Annotated in this window: 18 protein-coding genes; 7 read left to right on the top strand and 11 right to left on the bottom strand. The window is 64.1% G+C overall.

Annotation, left to right across the window (positions count from 1 at the left end; all coding sequences use genetic code 11):
• Positions 1-135: 135 nt before the first annotated feature.
• The 3 genes from AC0L3P_RS23315 to AC0L3P_RS23305 all read left to right on the top strand — a co-directional run bounded on the left by AC0L3P_RS23315 (position 136) and on the right by AC0L3P_RS23305 (position 3,107).
• On the top strand, positions 136-309 hold the full coding sequence (locus tag AC0L3P_RS23315) for a hypothetical protein (protein ID WP_247411853.1): 174 nt from the start codon (positions 136-138) through the stop codon (positions 307-309).
• Between the two features lie 112 nt (positions 310-421).
• Entirely contained in the window at positions 422-1,384 is a 963-nt protein-coding gene (locus AC0L3P_RS23310) for a GIY-YIG nuclease family protein (protein ID WP_473305360.1), read from the top strand.
• A gap of 166 nt (positions 1,385-1,550) precedes the next feature.
• Positions 1,551-3,107 (top strand): AAA family ATPase, encoded by a 1,557-nt coding sequence (locus tag AC0L3P_RS23305; protein ID WP_473305358.1) that lies wholly within the window; start codon positions 1,551-1,553, stop codon positions 3,105-3,107.
• 129 nt (positions 3,108-3,236) lie between these two features.
• Here the strand turns inward: AC0L3P_RS23305 and AC0L3P_RS23300 are convergent, their stop codons facing one another.
• The 8 genes from AC0L3P_RS23300 to AC0L3P_RS23265 form a co-directional block, all read right to left on the bottom strand.
• A complete protein-coding gene (locus AC0L3P_RS23300) occupies positions 3,237-4,523 on the bottom strand; it encodes a relaxase/mobilization nuclease domain-containing protein (protein ID WP_473305356.1) in 1,287 nt (428 codons plus the stop codon).
• Positions 4,523-4,936 (bottom strand): hypothetical protein, encoded by a 414-nt coding sequence (locus AC0L3P_RS23295; protein ID WP_473305354.1) that lies wholly within the window; start codon positions 4,934-4,936, stop codon positions 4,523-4,525. The genes AC0L3P_RS23300 and AC0L3P_RS23295 overlap by 1 nt, the downstream gene beginning before the upstream one ends.
• Before the next feature lie 255 nt (positions 4,937-5,191).
• Positions 5,192-6,004, bottom strand: a complete 813-nt coding sequence (locus AC0L3P_RS23290; RefSeq protein WP_473305352.1) for a hypothetical protein — start codon at positions 6,002-6,004, stop codon at positions 5,192-5,194.
• Positions 6,005-6,148: 144 nt separating this feature from the next.
• A complete protein-coding gene (locus AC0L3P_RS23285) occupies positions 6,149-7,078 on the bottom strand; it encodes a hypothetical protein (protein ID WP_473305350.1) in 930 nt (309 codons plus the stop codon).
• Between the two features lie 299 nt (positions 7,079-7,377).
• Positions 7,378-7,806 carry a hypothetical protein gene (locus AC0L3P_RS23280; protein ID WP_473305348.1) on the bottom strand — a complete coding sequence of 143 codons (429 nt, stop codon included), beginning with the start codon at positions 7,804-7,806 and terminating at the stop codon, positions 7,378-7,380.
• Positions 7,807-7,892: 86 nt separating this feature from the next.
• Positions 7,893-8,528 (bottom strand): hypothetical protein, encoded by a 636-nt coding sequence (locus AC0L3P_RS23275; protein WP_247411811.1) that lies wholly within the window; start codon positions 8,526-8,528, stop codon positions 7,893-7,895.
• Positions 8,529-9,027: 499 nt separating this feature from the next.
• Positions 9,028-9,810, bottom strand: a complete 783-nt coding sequence (locus tag AC0L3P_RS23270) for an enoyl-CoA hydratase/isomerase family protein (RefSeq protein ID WP_473305344.1) — start codon at positions 9,808-9,810, stop codon at positions 9,028-9,030.
• Between the two features lie 131 nt (positions 9,811-9,941).
• Positions 9,942-12,032 (bottom strand): molybdopterin-dependent oxidoreductase, encoded by a 2,091-nt coding sequence (locus tag AC0L3P_RS23265; protein WP_473305341.1) that lies wholly within the window; start codon positions 12,030-12,032, stop codon positions 9,942-9,944.
• Positions 12,033-12,281: 249 nt separating this feature from the next.
• Between AC0L3P_RS23265 and AC0L3P_RS23260 the strand changes: the two genes are divergently transcribed.
• From AC0L3P_RS23260 to AC0L3P_RS23245, 4 genes are read left to right on the top strand one after another with little or no spacing between them, the layout of a single operon-like run.
• Positions 12,282-13,238: a Bug family tripartite tricarboxylate transporter substrate binding protein gene (locus tag AC0L3P_RS23260; protein ID WP_473305465.1), complete on the top strand. Its 957-nt coding sequence runs from the start codon at positions 12,282-12,284 to the stop codon at positions 13,236-13,238.
• 15 nt (positions 13,239-13,253) lie between these two features.
• Entirely contained in the window at positions 13,254-13,724 is a 471-nt protein-coding gene (locus tag AC0L3P_RS23255) for a (2Fe-2S)-binding protein (RefSeq protein ID WP_354100989.1), read from the top strand.
• The gene (locus AC0L3P_RS23250) at positions 13,721-15,853 is read left to right on the top strand and encodes a xanthine dehydrogenase family protein molybdopterin-binding subunit (protein WP_473305337.1); all 2,133 of its coding nucleotides are present in this window, start codon (positions 13,721-13,723) and stop codon (positions 15,851-15,853) included. The genes AC0L3P_RS23255 and AC0L3P_RS23250 overlap by 4 nt, the downstream gene beginning before the upstream one ends.
• Positions 15,850-16,548 carry a molybdate ABC transporter substrate-binding protein gene (locus AC0L3P_RS23245; protein ID WP_473305333.1) on the top strand — a complete coding sequence of 233 codons (699 nt, stop codon included), beginning with the start codon at positions 15,850-15,852 and terminating at the stop codon, positions 16,546-16,548. Before AC0L3P_RS23250 ends, AC0L3P_RS23245 begins: the two co-directional genes overlap by 4 nt.
• A 9-nt stretch (positions 16,549-16,557) precedes the next feature.
• Here the strand turns inward: AC0L3P_RS23245 and AC0L3P_RS23240 are convergent, their stop codons facing one another.
• Genes AC0L3P_RS23240 through AC0L3P_RS23230 form a run of 3 tightly spaced genes read right to left on the bottom strand, consistent with a single transcriptional unit; the run spans position 16,558 to position 19,219 of the window.
• Positions 16,558-17,364, bottom strand: a complete 807-nt coding sequence (locus AC0L3P_RS23240; protein ID WP_473305331.1) for an SDR family NAD(P)-dependent oxidoreductase — start codon at positions 17,362-17,364, stop codon at positions 16,558-16,560.
• A 23-nt stretch (positions 17,365-17,387) separates the two neighbouring features.
• Entirely contained in the window at positions 17,388-18,680 is a 1,293-nt protein-coding gene (locus AC0L3P_RS23235; RefSeq protein ID WP_473305327.1) for a TRAP transporter large permease, read from the bottom strand.
• Entirely contained in the window at positions 18,671-19,219 is a 549-nt protein-coding gene (locus tag AC0L3P_RS23230; protein WP_473305323.1) for a TRAP transporter small permease, read from the bottom strand. Before AC0L3P_RS23230 ends, AC0L3P_RS23235 begins: the two co-directional genes overlap by 10 nt.
• Positions 19,220-19,283: the final 64 nt, after the last annotated feature.

Here is a 19,283-nt window from a genome sequence, read left to right as displayed (position 1 = left end):
AAATATTTGGACTTTGCGCCCGGCCACATTTTGTTCTATGTTTGTCCGGCCTACGCATAACCGCAAGGGCGGCCGCCGCCGATGGTTCAGATCGGACGGCGACCTAACCACAGCAGACTAACCAGGAGTCTACCAATGGCTATCGGCCAGTATATTGCCGATTCGTCGGCGAATTTCTCTTTTGATCTTCTTGTTCCCTCCCAGATGGCTGTCCGGTCGCGCCTTGCGCACTCGGAGCTCATGAGCTCGTCGGGCCGCCTGACGCGCGTGGATGGCGGCGTTTCGCTGTCGTGGATCGCGATCCACTAGCCTCGCCCCCCATCGAGCTTTCCGAACGGCACAGCTTCTCGGCACGCAAGGTGTCGGGGACTGCTGCCGTTCGGATTTCAACGGACATTCGATCGAACAGGAGATCTTCAACATGTCTTACTTCAAGGACAAGCCGCTCATCAGCACGCGCACCACGAGCCATGTGCACCGCCCGTATGGAGGTGTTGCCGACGTTCGCGAGATCATCGACCGCGCCGCCCATGTCAAAGTTCTGGTGTTCCCGATGAGCCTCGGCCCCAAGCTCGTGGCGAGCGAGCTCGCCTGCCCGGCCTTTTATGCCATGACCGGCGACGTTCAGGACGGCAACGTTCCGATCTATCTCGGCGAGACGAACTGCTTCAGCCGGCGGCTCGGTGAACACCTTGCCGATCCGCAGAAGGCGTGGGCCCGCCAGGTGGTGGTGGTGCGCGGGACCTCGAAGGAGGTGCGCTTCACGAAAGAGACCGCAGCCTACCTGCAGTTCTGGCTGACGCATGCGGCCGATCGCTGCGGCGTCATGAAAGTGGTCGCGGGCAGCCCGCCACGGATGCCCGAGATCGATCCGCTGGACCTGCCGCTGCATGAGCGCATGCTCGAAGACGCACAGCGCTTGCTGTTCGATGCCGGCTTGACCGCATTCGAATCGCCGCCGGGCGGCATGCCACAGGTGGACGCGCCGGTGCTGTCGCCGGAGGCGGCTGACGATGTAGAGAGCGGCCCGATGGAGATCGACGTGCACCTGTCGCCTGGCGGCGCGGAGTTCGAGTTGCGTTATGATGAGACGATCTGGGCGCGCGGCTATCCCGCCAACGACCGATTTGTCGTGGCGGCCGGCTCGGATTTCCGCATCGCCACCAATCCGAGCGCGAGCCCGGTGACCCGGGCGCGTCGAGCCGCCTTGTTCGAGGCCGGCGTGCTGACGCCGATCCCGGGAGCCATAGATCGCATGCGGATCACCGTCGACATCGCCTTCCCCTCGATGGCGACCGCCGCCAAGGCCGTCTGCGGGGCGCATGTCGACAGCTCGAAGTGGCGGCCGGTCGATCCGACGCAGCGCCCGGTGATGCAGCTCTAGACCTGAGCGCGACTGGACGCTGCGGAAGGTTTTCTGCAGCGTCCATGTTCGTCGTTTGCGTAGGCGGGGCCTTGCCCTCCTCCGCAATGGCAAGAGCGATCCGCGATTTTTCACAGTAGGACCGGCTGGCGCCGTGTTTCGGCGTCGACGCGAGCCGAGCAATCTCATGATCGATGATCTGGATGACCTGCCGCCGAGCGACCTCGATGAGAAGGTCATCGAGGGCGCGGCCGAGGATTCCGCATCCGGCGAGCAGGCCACTGCCAGCTTGCCACGCGTGCTGCGCTACGCTGTTCTGGCCTCGCGCGCCGACCATTCGGTCTACCAGCGCCTCGCCGCCGAAATCGAGACGGTCTGCCCGGGCATCGCCCTGACGGAGACATGGATCGACACGCCCGACGCCGCAAGCGGATGCGCGCTTGCCGTCGAGCTCGACCACCGGGCTGTCCGCGAAGACAAGCCGGAGTGCCGGAGCCTTGCCGATGGCGTGCGGCTGATCTCGCTGGCGCTACCTCGCGACAGGGGGCTCGACGAAGAGCACCGCCGTGTCGCAAGCGCGCTTGTTGCCGCCTTTCACAAACTTCCGCCGTCCATCCCCCTCGAGCTCGCCGCCGAGATCGAGGCCCTCGTTTATGGCTGGGCGGCACTGCCAGTCTGCGCGCACGAAGTTATAGGTGCCTTTCAGACGCCCGCAATCCGGGCAGCTGCGATGCTCGGCGCCAGCATGGCGCGGCGCAGGATCGAGGAAGCCGAGGAGACAGCATTCGCCCGCTCGCGGGAGCGTCTGCGTAAAGCCGACGAGCGGGAGGCCATGCGCAGCGACGCCAGTAGTGAGAGGCCGCTGCTGGACGTTCCCGAGGGGCATGTCATCGTGGTGCGAACGGATCCGGTCACCATGACGGGCTATAAATTGAAGGAGATCGTCACGCCCTTGAAAGGCCTGATCGATGTACCCTTGCCGCTGATCAAGACACCGGCGCTTGCGGAAGTGCGCCGCCAGTTGATGGCGGAATTCAGCTACGCGGCCAATGTCGTCGATTTTGTGCTATCCGACCTCGTCGGTCGCCCCACGATCGCCTTCCGCCCGCTGCTGATGGTGGGGCCGCCCGGGAGCGGGAAGACGCGTTTCGCGCAACGGCTGCAGCAGCTGCTTGGCGTCGGCATGTGGCGGACTGATTCAAGTGGAGCCGATGGCGCGGCGTTCTCCGGAACCGACCGCAGATGGGCGACCGCGCAGCCGTGCCATCCGCTTCTGGCGATCGCGCGCGCTCGGCATGCCAACGTAATGATCCTGCTCGATGAGCTCGACAAAGCCGCGACGGGGCGAGACCATGGCCGCCTGTTTGATTGCCTTCTTGGGTTCCTCGAAATCGACTCGGCGCGGCAATATCCGGACCCCGCACTGCAGACCCCCGTTGACCTGCGACACGTTTGCTACGTTGCTACGGCGAATTTCATCGACAACCTGCCCTCTCCTTTGCTCGATCGCTTCCGCAAGATAGACTTTCCCAAGCCGACGGAGGCCGACCTTCTGGCTCTAATCCCCGCGGTGATCACCGATATCCTGCGCGACCAGGGTATGGACCGGCGCTGGATCGAGGGCCTGAGCCCGAGTGAAACTTCCGCCATCGCGCACCATTGGCGCGGCGGATCAGTGCGACGGCTCCGCCGCCTCCTCGAGATCGTGTTGCGCCAGCGCGAGGTCAACGCAAGCCGCCATTGAACGATAGCGCCGATCCCCCTGTGCCACAGCGGGTAAGGTCTCAGGCGTTGTCATCCAAAGTCCCCCGCGGGATCAGCCCTGTCTCTTGAGGACGCTTTCAAAGGCTCGCAACCGCATGAACTTCCGTCACTAAGGACTCCAGCCGGAAACTCGCACATCTTCCACCTCCCCGCGCTGCGCGATCTCAATGTTCGGCGGAATGTCCTCGGCCGCCGAGGTGACGATCTTCGCCGCGGCGTGCATCAAATCGAGCTCCGGTCCCACCATCCACCCAGCATCCTGGCACAGCAGCGAAATCGCTTTTTCCAAAATGGACTCGGCTCGGGCAAGACGGTGAAAGCGGATGGCGATTTCGTCCGGGGAAATCGGCTCGCCCGAGCCTGTACGGCCCGGTTGGTAGATCAGCGATAGACGTTCCGTCTTCAGACGAGCCAACGGCCGCTCTATCGCATCGATCCTCTTCTGCAAATCGAGGCGGGCGCGCCGATCAGCATCGGACGGCTTCAGGACCTCGGCCGAAGCATCTGACGAGGCAGCATCGAGTGGGTTGCCTTCATCGGCGTGAAGTAACCGGGGGATCCGGCGCTGCGCCTCGTGATAAGCAACCGAGACCTCCTGCCTGAGAATGCGATGCAAGGCACCAACGAACAACTGCGGATGGTGAAACGCGATCACTCTCGGCGCATTCCCCGGTTTGACCGCCACGTTGTTGCGGCCCAGGAACGAGGCGAATTCGGCTTCCGTCGCTGAACTCTTCCACAGGCGTTTCAGCTCCGACTGAAACCTGGGCAGCGGGAAGTCAACAGCCTGAGCCGCTCGGCGCATGGAATCGGTCATGCGCGGCGCATCGATGACCGGCACGACCCCGAGTTCGTCGATAAGCCAGTCGGCAACGTGACCGTTGCCATCGGCGCGAAGCGCCTCGATGACCGACTTTTGCCAACGGCTCGGGACGGCCTCGCCCTCGATCAGGTAGGCCGCGAGCGCCATGACTTTGTGGAGTCTCGGTGCATGATGGCGCATGTCCAGCGCGCGAAAAGTTTGAGGGGAAACGTGGCCCAACACCAGGTGCAGATGATTTGCACCTCCTCCAGCACGCGGCTTGTCGTTGTGGGCGAACACCATCAACGGGTGGTCATGTGCCTTGAGTTCTGTGAGGACGAGATCGACGACCTTCGCCGCTTCGTCCGTCGTCAGCGTACGCCGGGGCGAAATATAGAGATGCCAGAGCGCAATCTCGGCGCGGGACGCAGCCGTCAGGGCCGCCATGACTTGCATCCCGTCGATGGTCCGACGAACGCAGAGATTGCGCATCTCGAGGAGTTCTGGACGCTGATCCTTGTCCTTCCAGAGGTGTGCATCGAGGCGGCGGGCGTCCGTTAGCGACCCCCGATATGAAAAGGCGCGCGCGATCATCAGCGCGGCCCGATCGAGCGGGCGATCAGCAGCAAGGCGGATACTGCATCTCGCAACAAGATTGTCGTCTGCACGAGGTGTTGGGCATCGGCGCCCTGAGCGCGGCTCTGCTTGATTTCGTTCGCACAGCGAATGATCGTTGCGTGGATTTCCGCGAGCTTTTGTCTTATTCCGTCGTGTTTGGCCCGCCTCCTGCGCGGACGGGTTCCGGACAAGTAGGCTTCCATCGCATCCTTGATGAATTGGCTGAGGTCGATCTTCATCGATGCCGCTCGGTCGGTGGCCTGGTCCTTGAGTGCCTGCGGCAAGCGCACGGAAAAAGGAGCGTTGGTCGTGATCGGCGTATTACAGCCAATCTCTGGATGCTTCGCCAATGGCTTTTTCCGGCCCTGCTTGGAGCTGTTTACACCCACGTGATTTTGCTCCAGAAGGCGTCCATCCAGCGGCCGATGAGCCGCAGCCGGTGCTCGCACGGGCCGATCCGGCTTCGACGGATACGGACCCGGAGTTTGAGGACTTGCTCGCGTTCAGCCCGCGTCAGCATCTGAAACTCCCGTGGCGGATCTAGCAGCAAGGAAATCAGGCTGGTCGATCGAGCGAGGCGCCGGACCAGCGTGCAAGAAGCCGCGGCTCCGCGCTGTTCGGCTCGTGCGAAGGTCGGCCCAAGCTTAATTGGCATCGGGAAACCTGAGCCCGCGCGAGGCCTCCTCCATCATCTTTGCGATCCAGCTCGCGATGCGCCGCTGGACCGCCGCCGCCGACAGCCGATCGAGCGGCCGGCCGGAGGCATCGAGCCACAAGGGGGCGAGTTTCGCCGGATCGGCGTTCACGAAATCGACGAGGTTCAATCCTGCACGGTCCACGGGCTGCCACAGACGGTCATCGAGCCGCGGCAGCGCGATCTCCGTCACGCCCGCACGCATCTCGTCGAAGTGCTCCGGCTCCAGGTGGATGATGCCCGGATCGAAATTCGGCGGGAACACGACGCCGACCCGTTCATTGAGCACCCACAGCGGCCGGGCGAGCGGCAGCGCGGTGCGCACTAAGCTCGTGTTCGTCGCCAATGCGCGCATGGCGTCACGATTCGAGGTGGTCACAAGCGCCACGATCATCTGGCCGCCCCCGTCGGCGACCAACTTATCGACGTCCATGTCGCGCAGGAAGCGCAAGACCGTCACGTCCCATGTGGCCGCCGTGTCGAGCACGATGCTGCTACCGCTTGTCACCGCCTGATCGAGGGCGTTAGACAGGGGTGAAAATGCCCGCAACAAAGCAAGCGGATCGTCGGATGCGTCGAGCAGATCGGTGTCGATCTTGGTGACGCTGCCGAGCTTGTCAGCCAACCGCTCGGCGACGTCCGCCGAGAAGACCTCAATCTTGCATCCGCGCGAGCGCAAGATCAGCGCCACGAGTTCGGTAAACAGGCTCTTTCCCTGGCCGCCGATGGCGGACAAGATGACAATGAAGTACCAACCCGGCATCAGCTGCTTCTCCTCTGTCGGCGAGCAGCTGAATAAGGCATGGCTTGACGAACAAGGCCCCCACGAACCCTATGTGGAAACTGTCGTAGATTGTCGTCATCCGTCGGAAATTGATATCAATCGTCTGAGGACGCCTGGCTCGGCTTACGGGCGGAGCGCGGGCGCGCAGGCTTTTGCAAGGGTGCGGAGGAATCGAAAAATCGTCCCGGCGCTAGCTGCGGCGGCAAGATCGAGAGTCGGCATCGGCATTCCCGTCGCGCGGGCTTTCGGCGTGCTGCTGACGCCGCCGGCCGGCGAGGCTGACGTGGCATCGAACGGCTTGGAAGAGCCGCCAAGCAGCGCGACATGATGATAGTCGCCCATGCATGCCCGGCGCCAGAGTTCGGCGGCCGAGTCACGGACGGCGCCATGGCAGGCGATCCAGAAGCCGCGTCGACGCCGATGGCGCAGCGTTTCCGCTCGCCCCGACGCGCCGTCCAGGAGTTCCGACAGACGCGTTGCCACGATATGGTGCTGACAGCTCGCGACCCAGATCGTCAACATCGCGGAAACGACGTCGGAACGGATGTTGTCTACGCCAATCGACCCCGCCAGGATATCGACGATCCGAATGATGACGTCCTGAACCGGGCCTTGCGGTCGCTCCGTCATGGGATCCAGAACGGCCTCGAGCACGTCCCAAACCAGACGGGCTCCGGGCGACGGCTCGGCCCAATCATAGAGCGTTCGCCGTCCGCGGTTTTGCCGCTCCGGATCTCGTGTGGCGAGGCACACGCGATCGCGCACATGTTCAAGGAAGCTGGGCGCGACATCTGTCATCCCAGCGATGAAATCTCCGAGCCGCCTTCTCAGATCGCCCGCAGCCGGCGTGGCCAAACCTTCGAAAAAATACGTCTTCGCCGCGTCAAATGGGAAGGGTGTCGACCTGACGGCCACCAAATGCGGTTGGCCCGGGACCTGGCGCAGCGCCGCATTCACAACATGGGGCTCGACGGGCGCAGCTACGACGACCGTCCGGGAAGAAACTGCGCAACTGACGGCATTCTTCAGCACTTCAGCGGTGACAGGCGCCATGTCGCAATTCGAGAATGGATAACGCCCGATCAGCGCGTCGAAAGTCTCAGGCAATATCTCGGACGGAATGCAGGCGACGCCGGTGTGAGCCGCGTGATGCGCCGCATCTACGAGCACGGACAGCTGCGAGATGACTTCCCCGATACGAGCCGAGGCCTCGCGCCGCGCGCTCCGGCACTGAAACAACGACGCGGCCCGGTCGAGGGCTTCGAGATGGACCGCGACATCCGCCGAAGGACGGCGGACCCGGAGGACGAGGCTCTTAACCTCGGCACGATCCTCCTCGATAAGCATGCACGCTACCGTTTTCCACGACGGAAGAGATCGTCTATTGCGTTGTGGATCCGGGCCTGGTCGATACGGTGCTTAAACCTTTCAAGTTCGGGCGACGTCGGCTGGTTCTTCGCTGTGCTCGCCGGCGATGGTCCGCCAACATCGGTTGGTCGAACGGACGGCCCCCTCGTTGCCGCTCCGGGCGGCCGATCCTTCTTCCCCTTAGCACGCTTGATGAAGTTGTAGAGCGATTGCCCGGTGAACTCCGCGCCCGTGCGACCTCGCGCCCCCCGGACGTTCAGACCCTCGGCAATCTGCTTGTAGGTCAAGCCATGCTCCAAAATCGCCTCGAACGAGCCGATGTGTTGGCCGATGACCATTTGCGTTTTCGGAACGCCCAACTCGGTCGCGGCCAGCGCAGCAACTATCGGCGTCAACAACTCGTCAAGGATCATCGCGGTGCCATTGCCCTTAGATGATGAACAAAATACCTTCCGTTGGGCTTGCGCGTGGCCCGCCCTTCACGACGTGGAATGCTCGATTAGGGCGCCGGCAGGCTGAGGATCGAGGGCGTCGCCCGCGCAGAGCGGCTCCTGCGAATCTTCGCGGCCGCGCGATCGGCAAGATCCGCCACGAAATGGCGCGCGGACGGCCGCTCCTCAAGAAAAGCGTGCAGCAGCCGGCATTGGTGGGCGTCCAACGCCTCCGTGATCATCGCCGCGATCTGAACCGATTCAGCCGAGTCCGTCTCCATTTTAGCGGAGCCCTCCTTGGCGCGCCGGATCGTCTGCTTCACGAACTCGACTGTCACCCGCTCGCCGCGCCGCACCCGCGCGATCACCTCGTGCACCGTTTCCTCGCTCACCGACGCAGCACCCAGCGCCTGAGCGGCGGTCAGCGGCAGCCGGCACACGACCTCGCCGTGGCGCTGGAACAGATGCGCTGCGTTCATATAGAGTTGCGCCTTCCGCGGCTTGAACCCCAAAACCACGCGACACCACCGCAAGAAAATGCCGTGCCCCAGACCTTCCTTGGCCTCTACCAGCGCGACGCCGATCACAAGTCCGCTGCAGGCCTCCCGCTCCACCCCCTCCTGGATGACGACCTCGAGCTCCGGCAGCCTGTCCCGCATCTGGGGAGGAATCTGGCCATAGTCGAACTGATCGCCGCCCATCATGGTCGTGCGCGCTCCAACGCTCTCTCGTTTGAAGTATCCTTGGCCAGGATACACCAAAACGGAAAAACGTCAATCTTTTCCGTATGATGGCAACTCGGCACGGTCCGGGAAGAAAATCCAAATGCGAAAAGTTTTCGCTTTTGCCGTCAAACTAGAGAGGGAGGACAGCCCGAATGGGAGGAGCTTTGATCCAAGAAATGACCTATAGGCGATCGAGCGCACGCTCTTGATTGCCTGACTAGATGTCCCGTGAGCGGCCGAACGACTGCGAGACCAAGAATAGCGCAAACAGAGGAGCGAGTGGCGATGCACGCTTCGGAAGCGCTTCCAAAACGCAACCCGCGCGAAGCGGTCAGGGCATTGCGGTCAGCGGGTCGATGATGGTGGAATTCAGGGCAGGCAGTCTTCCGTCTGCGTTCCCTGCATCAGCACCATAACTAGGTCGTTCGCCATGCACGATCTCAGTCAGCTTAACGAAAGCTTATGACCGGAGCGCCCCTCATCTCCCCGTCCAGACCGGCTTGCGCTTCTCGGCGAATGCCTTCAGGCCCTCCTTGGCGTCCTCGGTCATCGCCAGTAGTGCGATCTGGCTTTCGGTGTAGGCGATGCTCTCGTCGAACGACATCGACGCGATGGCCCGCATGGCGTATTTGCCACGTCGGATGGCGGTCGGGGATTTGTCGACGATACGGCCGATCAGCCAGTCGACCTTGGCGTCGAGCTCGGCCGCAGGCACGACGTAGTTGAGAAGACCTGCGTCGAGTGCCGCGTCCGCGTCGAACGGTTCGCCGGTCAGCGCCCATTCGTTGACGAGGCGCCGCGGTGCGATCTCCTGCAGCAGGCTCAGCACCTGCATCGGAAACACACCGACCTTCACCTCCGGCAGGCCGAAGATGACGTGATCGGCGGCAACTGCCATATCGGTCATGCAGAGGAGGCCCATGCCGCCGGCCATGCAGACGCCGCCGACGCGCGCGATCGCGGGCTTGGTCGCGTTCCGCGACAAGCGCAGCAAATCGGCATAGTCGACATTGGGCTTCGAATGATCCATCGCGAAAGCCGCGCCGGAGTTCTGCAGATCTGCACCGGCGCAGAACGCCTTGTCGCCCGCGCCGGTCAGCACGATAACGCGGACATCCTTGTCATCATGGGCATCGCGGTAGCCGCGCGTGATGCCAGCTATTACGTCGCCGTTCAGCGCGTTGCGCTTCTCAGGCCGGTTGATGGTGATCCAGAACGACTGCCCGCGCTTCTCGGTGATGACGCCTGTGGTGTCGGTCATGACGCAGTTTCCTTGCTCCCGTTTGCAGCCATTTGCGGCAGCTCGGGCGCGCGGTGCAAGGGCAATCTGCCGGGAGGCGCCACTTTAGCACCTCGACACAAATTTGCGCGCGATTAAGGCGCGAGCGCAGCTCAGGCCGCGGTCGCCTTCCGGATCCAGACCTTGTTGTCGTGGAAAGCGGCTCCACCGATCGGCGCGATCGTGTCCGCGCCGGTCAGCATGTTGATGCCGCGGTTACCGATATGGTTCTTGTTGGGATGAACGGACTCCGCGATCAGCACGCCGCGGCGCACGCCCTCGAACAGCGTGGCGATCAGCGTTGTCTCGCCGCGGGTGTTGCCGAGCGTCACGGCGTCGCCATGGGCGATGTCGAGCGCGGCCGCATCCAGCGGATGGATCATCACGCTCGCCTTGCCCTCGCGCGCCTGAGAGGACGGCGTCTCGTTGAAGGTGGTGTTGAGGAAGCTGCGCGACGGGCTCGTGGCAAGCCGGAACGGATGGGCCTGGTCGGAATGCTCGATCACCGCCCAATGGTCCGGCAGCGACGGCATCTTGTCGAAGTCACCCATCTTCTGGCCGAACGGGGGATGCGCCCAATCGGCCTTGAAATGGAATTTCCTGTCGGCATGGGCGAAGCCATCGAGATAATGCGACGTGCGGAAGTCCGGCTGCAGGTCGCGCCAGAGATCGGCTTCGAGACCGGCAATGTCGCCGTGGTCGCTCAGCTTCAGCGTCGCGTCGATCAACTCGCGCGGCGTCAGCTCGAACCCCGGATGCCTGGCACCGAGCCGCGGCGCCAGCGCCTGCAGCACCTCGTGATTGGAGCGGCATTCGCCGGGCGGGTCGATCAGCTTCGGTCCGACCGAGATGTGCTGGTGGCCGCCGCCGTAATAGAGATCGTCATGCTCCATGAACATCGTCGCCGGCAGCACGATGTCGGCCATCTCGGCCGTCTCGGTCATGAACTGCTCGTGCACCGCGACGAACAAATCCTCGCGCGCAAACCCCTGCCGCACCAGTGCCTGCTCCGGCGCCACCGTCATCGGGTTTGTGTTCTGGATCAGCAGCGCCTTGACCGGACCCTTGCCGTGCAGGGCCTTGGAATCGCCGGTGAGGATGCGGCCGATCTGCGACTGGTCGAGCGCGCGGATGGTTGGGTCGATGGCGTCGTGACCTTCGATGATGGATTCGTTGAAGTGCCACAGCGCATAATTGTTGAAGAAGGAGCCGCCGCCTTCATATTGCCAGGCGCCGGTCACCGCGGGAATGCAGTTCGCGGCATGCATCTGCGCCGCGCCGTTGCGCGAGCGGGTGAAGCCGTAGCCGAGCCGGAAGAAGGTCCGCTTGGTCTCGCCGACCAATTTGGCGAAGGCCTCGATCTCCGCCACCGGCACGCCCGAGATCGCGGACGCCCATTCCGGCGTGCGGGTCTTCAGATGCGCCTCGAGTTCGCCGGGGCAATCGGTGTACTTGTCCATATAGGCGCGATCGGCATAGCCGTCGCGGAACAGGACATGCATCACGCCGCAGGCGAAGGCGCCGTCGGTGCCGGGCCGCAGGATGATCTTGATATCCGCCTGCTTCATGGTCTCGTTGTCGTAGATGTCGACGGCTGCGATCTTGGCGCCACGCTCCTTGCGCGCACGGGCGGCGTGCGTCATCACGTTGACCTGCGTGTTGACGGGGTTGGTGCCCCAGATCACCACGAGATCGGACAGCGCCATCTCGCGCGGATCGACGCCGGCGATCTTGCCGGTGCCGATCGCAAACCCGATGCGGCCGACATTGGCGCAGATGGTCTGATAGAACCGCGAATATTTCTTCACATGCGTGAGGCGGTTGAGGCCGTCGCGCATCACCAGCCCCATCGTGCCGGCGTAATAATAAGGCCAGATCGAGTCCGCACCGAACTCGCGCTCGGCCTGGTTGAAGCGATCCGCGATCTCGTCCAGCGCCTCGTCCCAGGTGATCCGCGCGAATTGGCCGGAGCCCTTCGGCCCGGTTCGGCGCAGCGGATACATCAGCCTTTCAGGATGATGGATGCGCTCGGCATAACGGGCGACCTTGGCGCAGACCACGCCGGCCGTATAGGTCTGCTTTTTCGAACCTCGGACGCGACCGATGCTGCGTCCCTCGAGCACCTCGATATCGAGGGCACAGGCCGACGGGCAATCATGCGGACAGGTCGAATGGCGGATTTCGATCTTGGCGTGCTGGTTCATGTCCAATTTGGTAACACCAAAATACCTGTCAGCCGAGGGTATTTATCCGGCAACGCCCATGCGATTTGCTCAAATCACGCGCCGCCGGTTCCTGCCGCGACCGCGAAGAGCGGCGCCGCCACACCGAAGCCGCAGGATATTCCAGGCCGCATCGGCCCTGTGAGGCGTCGACAGTCCGCCTCCCCTGCCGCTACAGTGCCGGCCAACAAGAACGACATCAGGGAGGTGGGTGTGACGGCCCGACAATTCATGCTGGCGCTGGCCGCCGGCCTGCTCAGCGCCTTCTCCGCGGCCCCGTCCCTGGCGCAAGACTATCCCAATCACGCGGTCCGGATCGTCGTGCCCTTCGGCGCCGGCGGGCCGGCCGATGTCGCGGCCCGGCAGATCGGCAATGCGCTTCAGGAGAGTTTTGGCCAGCCCTTCGTGATCGAGAACCGCACCGGCGCGGGCGGGGTCATCGGCACGGTCGAGGCGGCGAAGTCGCCCGCCGACGGCTACACGCTGTTGATGATGTCCAACACCCAAACCGCGAACGAATCGCTGCTGACGCCGGACAAACGCAAATACGAGCTGATGCGCGACCTCGCGCCGATCGCACCGGTGAACGCTTCCGATCTCGTCATCGTGGTGAACCCGCAAGTCGCAGCGAAGACGCTGCAGGAGTTCGTCGCGCTCGCCAAGTCGCAGCCGGGCAAATTGAACTACGCCTCCTCCGGCCAGGGCACGCCCTACCACATGGCCGGCGAGCTGTTCAAAGCCATGGCCGGCACCGACCTCGTCCACGTCCCTTACCGCAACAGTGGCGAGGCGCGCAGCGGCGTGATCGGCGGGCAGGTGCAGATGATGATCGACGCGGTGCCGGCGATGGCGCCGAACATCGGCGAGAGCCAGGTCCGCGCGCTCGCGATCACCGGCAAGCAGCGCTCGGCGGTGCTGCCGAACGTGCCGACAGCGATCGAAGCGGGCGTAGCAGGCTATGAAGCCACGATCTGGCTCGGCCTGATGGCTCCGGCCGGCACGCCGAAACCTGTGATCGACAAGCTCAATGCCGCCGTGAACGCAATGGTGAAGCGACCCGACATCGTTAAGCTCTGGACTGCGCAGGGCGCGATGCCGATGTCGATGACGCCGGAGGAATTCGACCAATTCCTGCGCGGCGACATCGAAAAATGGGCCGAAATCGTCAAGAAGTTCGACAAGTCCTGAAGCCGTAGAGCGACAATGCCCACCATTCAATTCCAGCTCAACGGCACGGCGGCGGCTGTGGATGCCGATCCGGATCAGACGCTGCTCGACGTGCTGCGCGCCCGCCTCGGCGTCACAAGTCCGCATTTCGGCTGCGGGGCCGGCGAGTGCGGCGCCTGCCATGTCATGGTCGACGACCGCGCGATGGCCTCCTGCGACATGCCGATGTGGTCGGTCGCAGACAAGGAGGTCGTCACGGTGGAAGGCCTCGGCACAGCGGAGCAACCGCATCCGCTGCAACGCGCCCTTATCGCCGAACAGGCGATGCAATGCGGCTATTGCGTCTCGGGGATCCTGATCAGCGCGGCGGCGCTGCTGAAGCGCAATCCGTCGCCGACGGAGGCTGAGGTCAGAACCGCGCTTGATCGCAATCTGTGCCGCTGCGGATCGCACAACCGCATGGTCCGGGCCGTGCTGCGCGCGGCCTCGGAGATGGCGACATCATGAGTGCGCCGTCCCCTGCCCCGACACTGCCGGTCAGCCTTGCGGCCAATCCAAAGCTGTCATCCTGGGTGAAGCTCATCGGCGATGGCCGTGTCGCGATCTCGCCCGGCAAGGTCGAGATCGGCCAAGGCATCGTCACGGCCCTGGCGCAGATCGCAGCGGACGAGCTCGACGTCGATATTGGCCGCATCGAGATGATCCGCGCCTCCACGGCGGCCAGCCCGAACGAGGGCGTCACCTCGGGCAGCCTATCGGTCCAGCAGTCCGGCCGCGCGCTGCGCCACGCCTGTGCCGAGGTGCGCCAGCGCTTCCTCACCGCGGCATCGGAGCGTCTGGGTGTCGATGCGTCGCTGCTCGAGATCGATGACGGCACGATCTCGGGCCCCGGTAATGTCAGGACCAGCTACTGGGAATTGGCAGGCGACGTGTCGCTCGACCACGACGCCAATGCGGGCGCGACAGCGAAGATTGTCGCCAAGCGCACTGTGGCCGGACATTCGGTCCAGCGCGTCGACATTCCGGACAAGGTGTTCGCACGGCCTCGCTTTCTTCATGACTGTCCGCTGCCGGACTTGCTGCACGGACGCGTGCTGCGGCCGGACATCTCGGGCGCCAGGCTGATCGCGCTCGACGAGAGCGCGACGCGAACCGTTCCCGGTCTCGTCGCGATCGTCCGAAACGGCGGCTTTTCCGGGGTGGTTGCCGACAGCGAGGCAGCGGCGGAAACCGCGCTGAAGGCCTTGCGCAAGGGCGCGACATGGTCGGCCGGTGAGCCGTTGCCAGATGAAGCTGATCTGGCCGGGTTTCTGAAGAGCCAACCGGTCGAAACGACCATCATTGATACCAGGGCCGTAGCAGCGACCGATAAAGCTGCTCACACCCTCCGCCGGCAATACATCCGTCCCTACATCGCGCATGCCTCGATCGCGCCTTCCTGCGCCATGGCACAATGGAACGGCGATCGCGTCCATGTCTGGACCCACAGTCAGGGCGTCTACCTGCTGCGCGCCGACCTCGCGATCGTGCTCAAGCTGCCGGCAGAAAACATCGTCGTCGAGCACATGGAAGGCGCGGGCTGCTACGGACACAATGCCGCCGACGATGTCGCGCTCGATGCCGTGCTGCTGGCGAGAGCGGCCGGCGGCCGTCCGATGCGGGTGCAGTGGTCACGTCACGACGAGATGTCCCACGCGCCGTTCGGCGCGGCGATGGCGATCGAGATCGAGGCCGATCTCGATGCGGACAACGAGATCGTCGGTTGGCGCCATGCGATCTGGAGCAACGGCCACGCGGCGCGTCCGGGGCGCGCGGCGCAGCCCGCGCTGCTCGCCGCAACCGAAATTGCGAACCCCTACCCGCGCATGGTCTCGACCAATCCGCCGGCGGCCAATGGCGGTGGCGGCGACCGCAACTCCGTTCCGCTCTACGACCTCAAGGCCTGGACGATCACGAGCCACCGGCTGCTGACCATGCCGGTGCGGACCTCGGCGCTGCGGACACTTGGCGGACAAGGCAATGTCTTCGCCATCGAGTCCCTGCTCGACGAGATCGCAGCCCTGCGCGGCGAAGATCCGATCGCGTTCCGCTTGCGTCATCTGCGCGACGAGCGCGCAAAGGACGTCATCCGGGCCGCGGCACGACGCGCGCAGTGGAAACCGCGGAAGCAGGCCGGCATCGGTCATGGCGTCGGCTTCGCCCGCTACAAGAACACCGGGGCCTATTGCACCGCGATTGCGGAGATCGAAGGCACCGATGACATCCACGTCAAGCGGCTGACGCTCGCGGTCGATGTCGGCGAGGCCATCAACCCGGACGGCGTCATCAACCAGATCGAGGGCGGCGCGATCCAGGCGACAAGCTGGGCGCTGAAGGAACGCGTCCGCTTCGACCGGACGCGCATCTCATCGACGTCCTGGACCGACTATCCGATCCTCACCTTCAGCGAGGTGCCAATGGTGGACGTCGAGATCGTTCAGCGGCCGGAGATCGAGCCGGTCGGCGCCGGCGAGGCCGCCCACGGCCCGGTGACGGCCGCGATCGCGAATGCCGTTTACGATTGCCTCGGCGTGCGCGTGCGCGACCTGCCGATCACCCGCGACAAAATCATTGCAGCCATGGAGCTGGCATCGTGACGACAGTGAGCATTTTGAGCGGAGGCGCGGCACAAGGCCTGGTGCGCGGCCTCAGCGATTCCTTCAAGACACAGACCGGCTTCGGCATCGACGGCGAGTTCGGCGCCGTCGGCATCATGGCCGACAAGCTGCGCGCGGGAACGGCGGCCGATCTGGTGATCCTGACGCAGGCGCTGCTTGCAAAGCTTGCCGAAGAGAAGCTCGTCGTCCCCTCCTCGATCTCGGATGTCGGGCGGGTCGAGACCGCGCTGGCGGTCCGCAGCCGCGATCCCAAGGTGACCGTGAAGACCGAGGCTGACCTGCGCGAGGTGCTGCGCAGCGCCGACGCGATCTACGTCCCGGACACGAAAGCCTCGACGGCGGGGCAGCACGTCGCAAAGGTGCTGGATCAGCTCGGCATCGCCTATGAGGCCGCCTCGCGCCTCAAGATCTTTCCCAACGGCGCGACCGCGATGCGGGAGCTCGCGGCGTCCACCGCCGCCCATCCGATCGGCTGCACGCAAGCGACCGAGATCATCGCGACCGACGGCATCGCGCTATCAGGAGCGCTGCCGCCGGGCTGCGAGCTCGTGACGATGTACACGGCCGGCGTAACCACGCGGGCCGCACATCCGCAAGAAGCGGCCGCGCTGATCGCGTTGCTGACCGGCGCAGACCGCAAGGATCTACGCCAGCGCGCAGGCTTCACCGGCTAGATAACCGCTCTATGTGTGCAACTGGGTGAGGCCGGTCGGCGGACCGTCGACTGCGGTCCAGCCGCCATCGACGAACAGCGTGCTGCCGCTGACATAGCTCGCGGCGTCCGAGGCGAGATAGGCGACGGCTGTCGCGACCTCGTCGGCGCTGCTCCAACGGTTGAACACGGTGTGGCCGGCGTAGAGATTGTAGATATCGGGACGCTGCTTGAACGGGCCGGTCAGCGCGGTCTCGGCGATGCTCGGCGCGATCGCGTTGACGCGCACGCCGGAGCGTCCGACCTCGGAGGCAAAGCCCTTCACCAGCAGGCCGATGGCCGCCTTGGTCGAGCCGTAGACGCCGAGGCCCGGCTCGATGGTCACCGCCCGCACCGAGGAACAGGCAATGATGCTGCCGCCCTTCTGCTCGACCATGATGCGGCCGAAGGCCTGGAAGAACCAGACCGTGCCCTTGATGTTGAGGTTGAGGACGCGGTCGAGATCCTCCTCGGTGTAGTCGAGGATAGTCTTGCGGATGTTGAGCCCGGGCGTCGTCACCGCGATGTCGAGCCGCGAGAATTTCTGCATCACGGTCTTGGCCAGCGCATTGACGTCCGCAGCGTTAGCCGCGTCGCACGCAGCTGCCTCGGCCCAGCCGCCCTTCTCGCGAATGCCGGAGGCGGTTGCTTCGGCGACGTCGAGCGCGCGATCGGCGCAGATGACACGGGCGCCGAGCGCGGCCAGCGCCTCGGCCGACGACTTGCCGATCCCGGAGGCGGCGCCGAGCACCACGGCCGACTTGCCGGTGAGATCGAAGAGCTTGCGATAGTCAGTCACGGGTAGATTCTCCTGTATTGCTGCTATCCCTTGTAGCCCATCAGCAGGCGAGGCAGCCACAGCGAGAAGGCGGGGACGTAGGTCACGAACATCAGAGCTGCGATCAGGGCGGCGTAGAAAGGAAGGATGGTGCGCATTACCGCACCCACGGAGATGCCACCGATGGCGCAGCCCACGAACTGCGTGGTTCCGACCGGCGGAGTGTTCAGCCCGAGCGCGCAGTTGATCAGCATCAGCATGCCGAACTGCACCGGATCCATGCCCGCCTTCATCGCGATCGGCAGGAAGATGGGCGTGCAGATCAGGATGGTCGCTGCCATGTCCATGAACGTGCCGAGCACGAACAGGATGACGTTGATGAGCAGGAAGATGACCCAGGGTTGCGTCGAGACCCTGCTCATCATCTCGCCGGCGAAGTCGGCCACCTCGTAAAGTCCCATCAGATACTGGAACATGGTGGAGACGCCGATCAGCAGCAGCACCACGCCCGTGGTCTTCACCGCCTTGGCCGCGGCGCGCAGGAAGTTCGGCCAGGTCATGGTGCGATAGATGAAGAACGTCAGCAGGATCGTATAGGTGACCGCGACGGCCGCGGATTCGGTTGCGGTGAACACGCCGGACAGGATACCCGCCAGGATGATGCCGATGATCAGAAGGCCGGGCAGAGCGGCCGCGAGCGAGCGAAAAACCGCGGGCCAGCCCGGGAACTTGCCGGCCGGATAGCCTCGCTTCACCGCGACCGCGTAAGCGGCGACCAGCATGCACACCATCAGCACCAGCGCAGGCAGGAGACCGGCGGCGATCAGCGCGCCGATCGAGACCTTGCCGCCGGCGGCGAGCGCATAGATGATCATGTTGTGACTGGTCGGCATCAGTGCTCCGACCAGCGACGCATGGGTGGTGACATTGACGGCGTAGTCGGTGTCGAAACCTTCCTTCTTCATCATGGGGATCATCACCGCCCCCATCGCCGACACGTCGGCGACAGGCGAGCCGGACACGCCGCCGAACAGCGTGCAGGCGACCACGTTCGACATGCCGAGCCCGCCGCGGATGTGTCCGACGAGATTCTTGGCGAGCTGCACGATCTTGTCGGCAACGCCGCCATGCAGCATCAGCTCACCGCTGAAGACGAAGAACGGGATGGCGAGGAAGGAGAAGATGTTCATCCCCGACATCATCTGCTGGAAGATGACGGCGACCGGCAGGCCTTCGTAGAGGATGGTGCAAATCGCCGAGAGGCCGATCGCAAAGGCGACGGGGACGCCGAGGATCAGGAAGCCGAAGAAAGTGGCGCCGAGGATGATCAATTCCATGAGGGGACGACCTCTTCGCCGCGCAGGAGAGCGATGATGTGCTCGATTGAAAACGATACGATCAGGACACCAGAGGCGATCAGCGGCACGTAGCGGATGACCTCGGGCAGACCGAGATTTGGGATCTTCACGGTTCCGACCGACGCTCCGAGGATCCAGCCGTTATAGGCCATCGCAACGCCGAACCCGGCCACCAGGACGTGGATGACGATCTCGATTTTCTCTCGTGCGTGATCCGGCAGCATCACCAGCAAGCTGTCCATGCCGATATGCCCGGCATCGCGCACGCCGACGGCGGCGCCGATCAGCGTGACATACAGGATCAGAACCAAGGCAAGGTTCTCCGTCCAGGTCGGACTGGAATTGAGCACGTAGCGTCCGAACACCTGGTAGAAGACGATGGTGACGATGACGAGCAGCCCGGTCACCGACAGATACATGCCTAGCCGAGCGACGGGAGCATTGATCCGTGACAGCAAGCCGGTGGACGGGCGTCCGGCTACGTCCAGTTCGTGGTCTGCGACGTGAGGGTCTGTCATCCAAGTCTCCTTGCAAGTCTCCTTGCGCGCCTCCAACGCGTCGGTCCGGTGTCGCCAATCGGCG

Source organism: Bradyrhizobium sp. WSM4874 (genome assembly GCF_055811835.1).
The sequence above is the reverse complement of the archived record's forward strand: the minus strand, read 5'-3'. Positions and strand labels throughout refer to the sequence as shown.

What these genes read in the sequence shown, in the direction of transcription:
- AC0L3P_RS23315 (WP_247411853.1), top strand. Translation starts at nt 136, where the DNA reads ATGGCTATCGGCCAGTATATTGCCGATTCGTCGGCGAATTTCTCTTTT.
- AC0L3P_RS23310 (WP_473305360.1), top strand. Translation starts at nt 422, where the DNA reads ATGTCTTACTTCAAGGACAAGCCGCTCATCAGCACGCGCACCACGAGC.
- AC0L3P_RS23305 (WP_473305358.1), top strand. Translation starts at nt 1,551, where the DNA reads ATGATCGATGATCTGGATGACCTGCCGCCGAGCGACCTCGATGAGAAG.
- AC0L3P_RS23300 (WP_473305356.1), bottom strand. Translation starts at nt 4,523, where the DNA reads ATGATCGCGCGCGCCTTTTCATATCGGGGGTCGCTAACGGACGCCCGC.
- AC0L3P_RS23290 (WP_473305352.1), bottom strand. Translation starts at nt 6,004, where the DNA reads ATGCCGGGTTGGTACTTCATTGTCATCTTGTCCGCCATCGGCGGCCAG.
- AC0L3P_RS23285 (WP_473305350.1), bottom strand. Translation starts at nt 7,078, where the DNA reads ATGGCGCCTGTCACCGCTGAAGTGCTGAAGAATGCCGTCAGTTGCGCA.
- AC0L3P_RS23280 (WP_473305348.1), bottom strand. Translation starts at nt 7,806, where the DNA reads ATGATCCTTGACGAGTTGTTGACGCCGATAGTTGCTGCGCTGGCCGCG.
- AC0L3P_RS23275 (WP_247411811.1), bottom strand. Translation starts at nt 8,528, where the DNA reads ATGATGGGCGGCGATCAGTTCGACTATGGCCAGATTCCTCCCCAGATG.
- AC0L3P_RS23270 (WP_473305344.1), bottom strand. Translation starts at nt 9,810, where the DNA reads ATGACCGACACCACAGGCGTCATCACCGAGAAGCGCGGGCAGTCGTTC.
- AC0L3P_RS23265 (WP_473305341.1), bottom strand. Translation starts at nt 12,032, where the DNA reads ATGAACCAGCACGCCAAGATCGAAATCCGCCATTCGACCTGTCCGCAT.
- AC0L3P_RS23260 (WP_473305465.1), top strand. Translation starts at nt 12,282, where the DNA reads ATGCTGGCGCTGGCCGCCGGCCTGCTCAGCGCCTTCTCCGCGGCCCCG.
- AC0L3P_RS23255 (WP_354100989.1), top strand. Translation starts at nt 13,254, where the DNA reads ATGCCCACCATTCAATTCCAGCTCAACGGCACGGCGGCGGCTGTGGAT.
- AC0L3P_RS23250 (WP_473305337.1), top strand. Translation starts at nt 13,721, where the DNA reads ATGAGTGCGCCGTCCCCTGCCCCGACACTGCCGGTCAGCCTTGCGGCC.
- AC0L3P_RS23235 (WP_473305327.1), bottom strand. Translation starts at nt 18,680, where the DNA reads ATGGAATTGATCATCCTCGGCGCCACTTTCTTCGGCTTCCTGATCCTC.
- AC0L3P_RS23230 (WP_473305323.1), bottom strand. Translation starts at nt 19,219, where the DNA reads ATGACAGACCCTCACGTCGCAGACCACGAACTGGACGTAGCCGGACGC.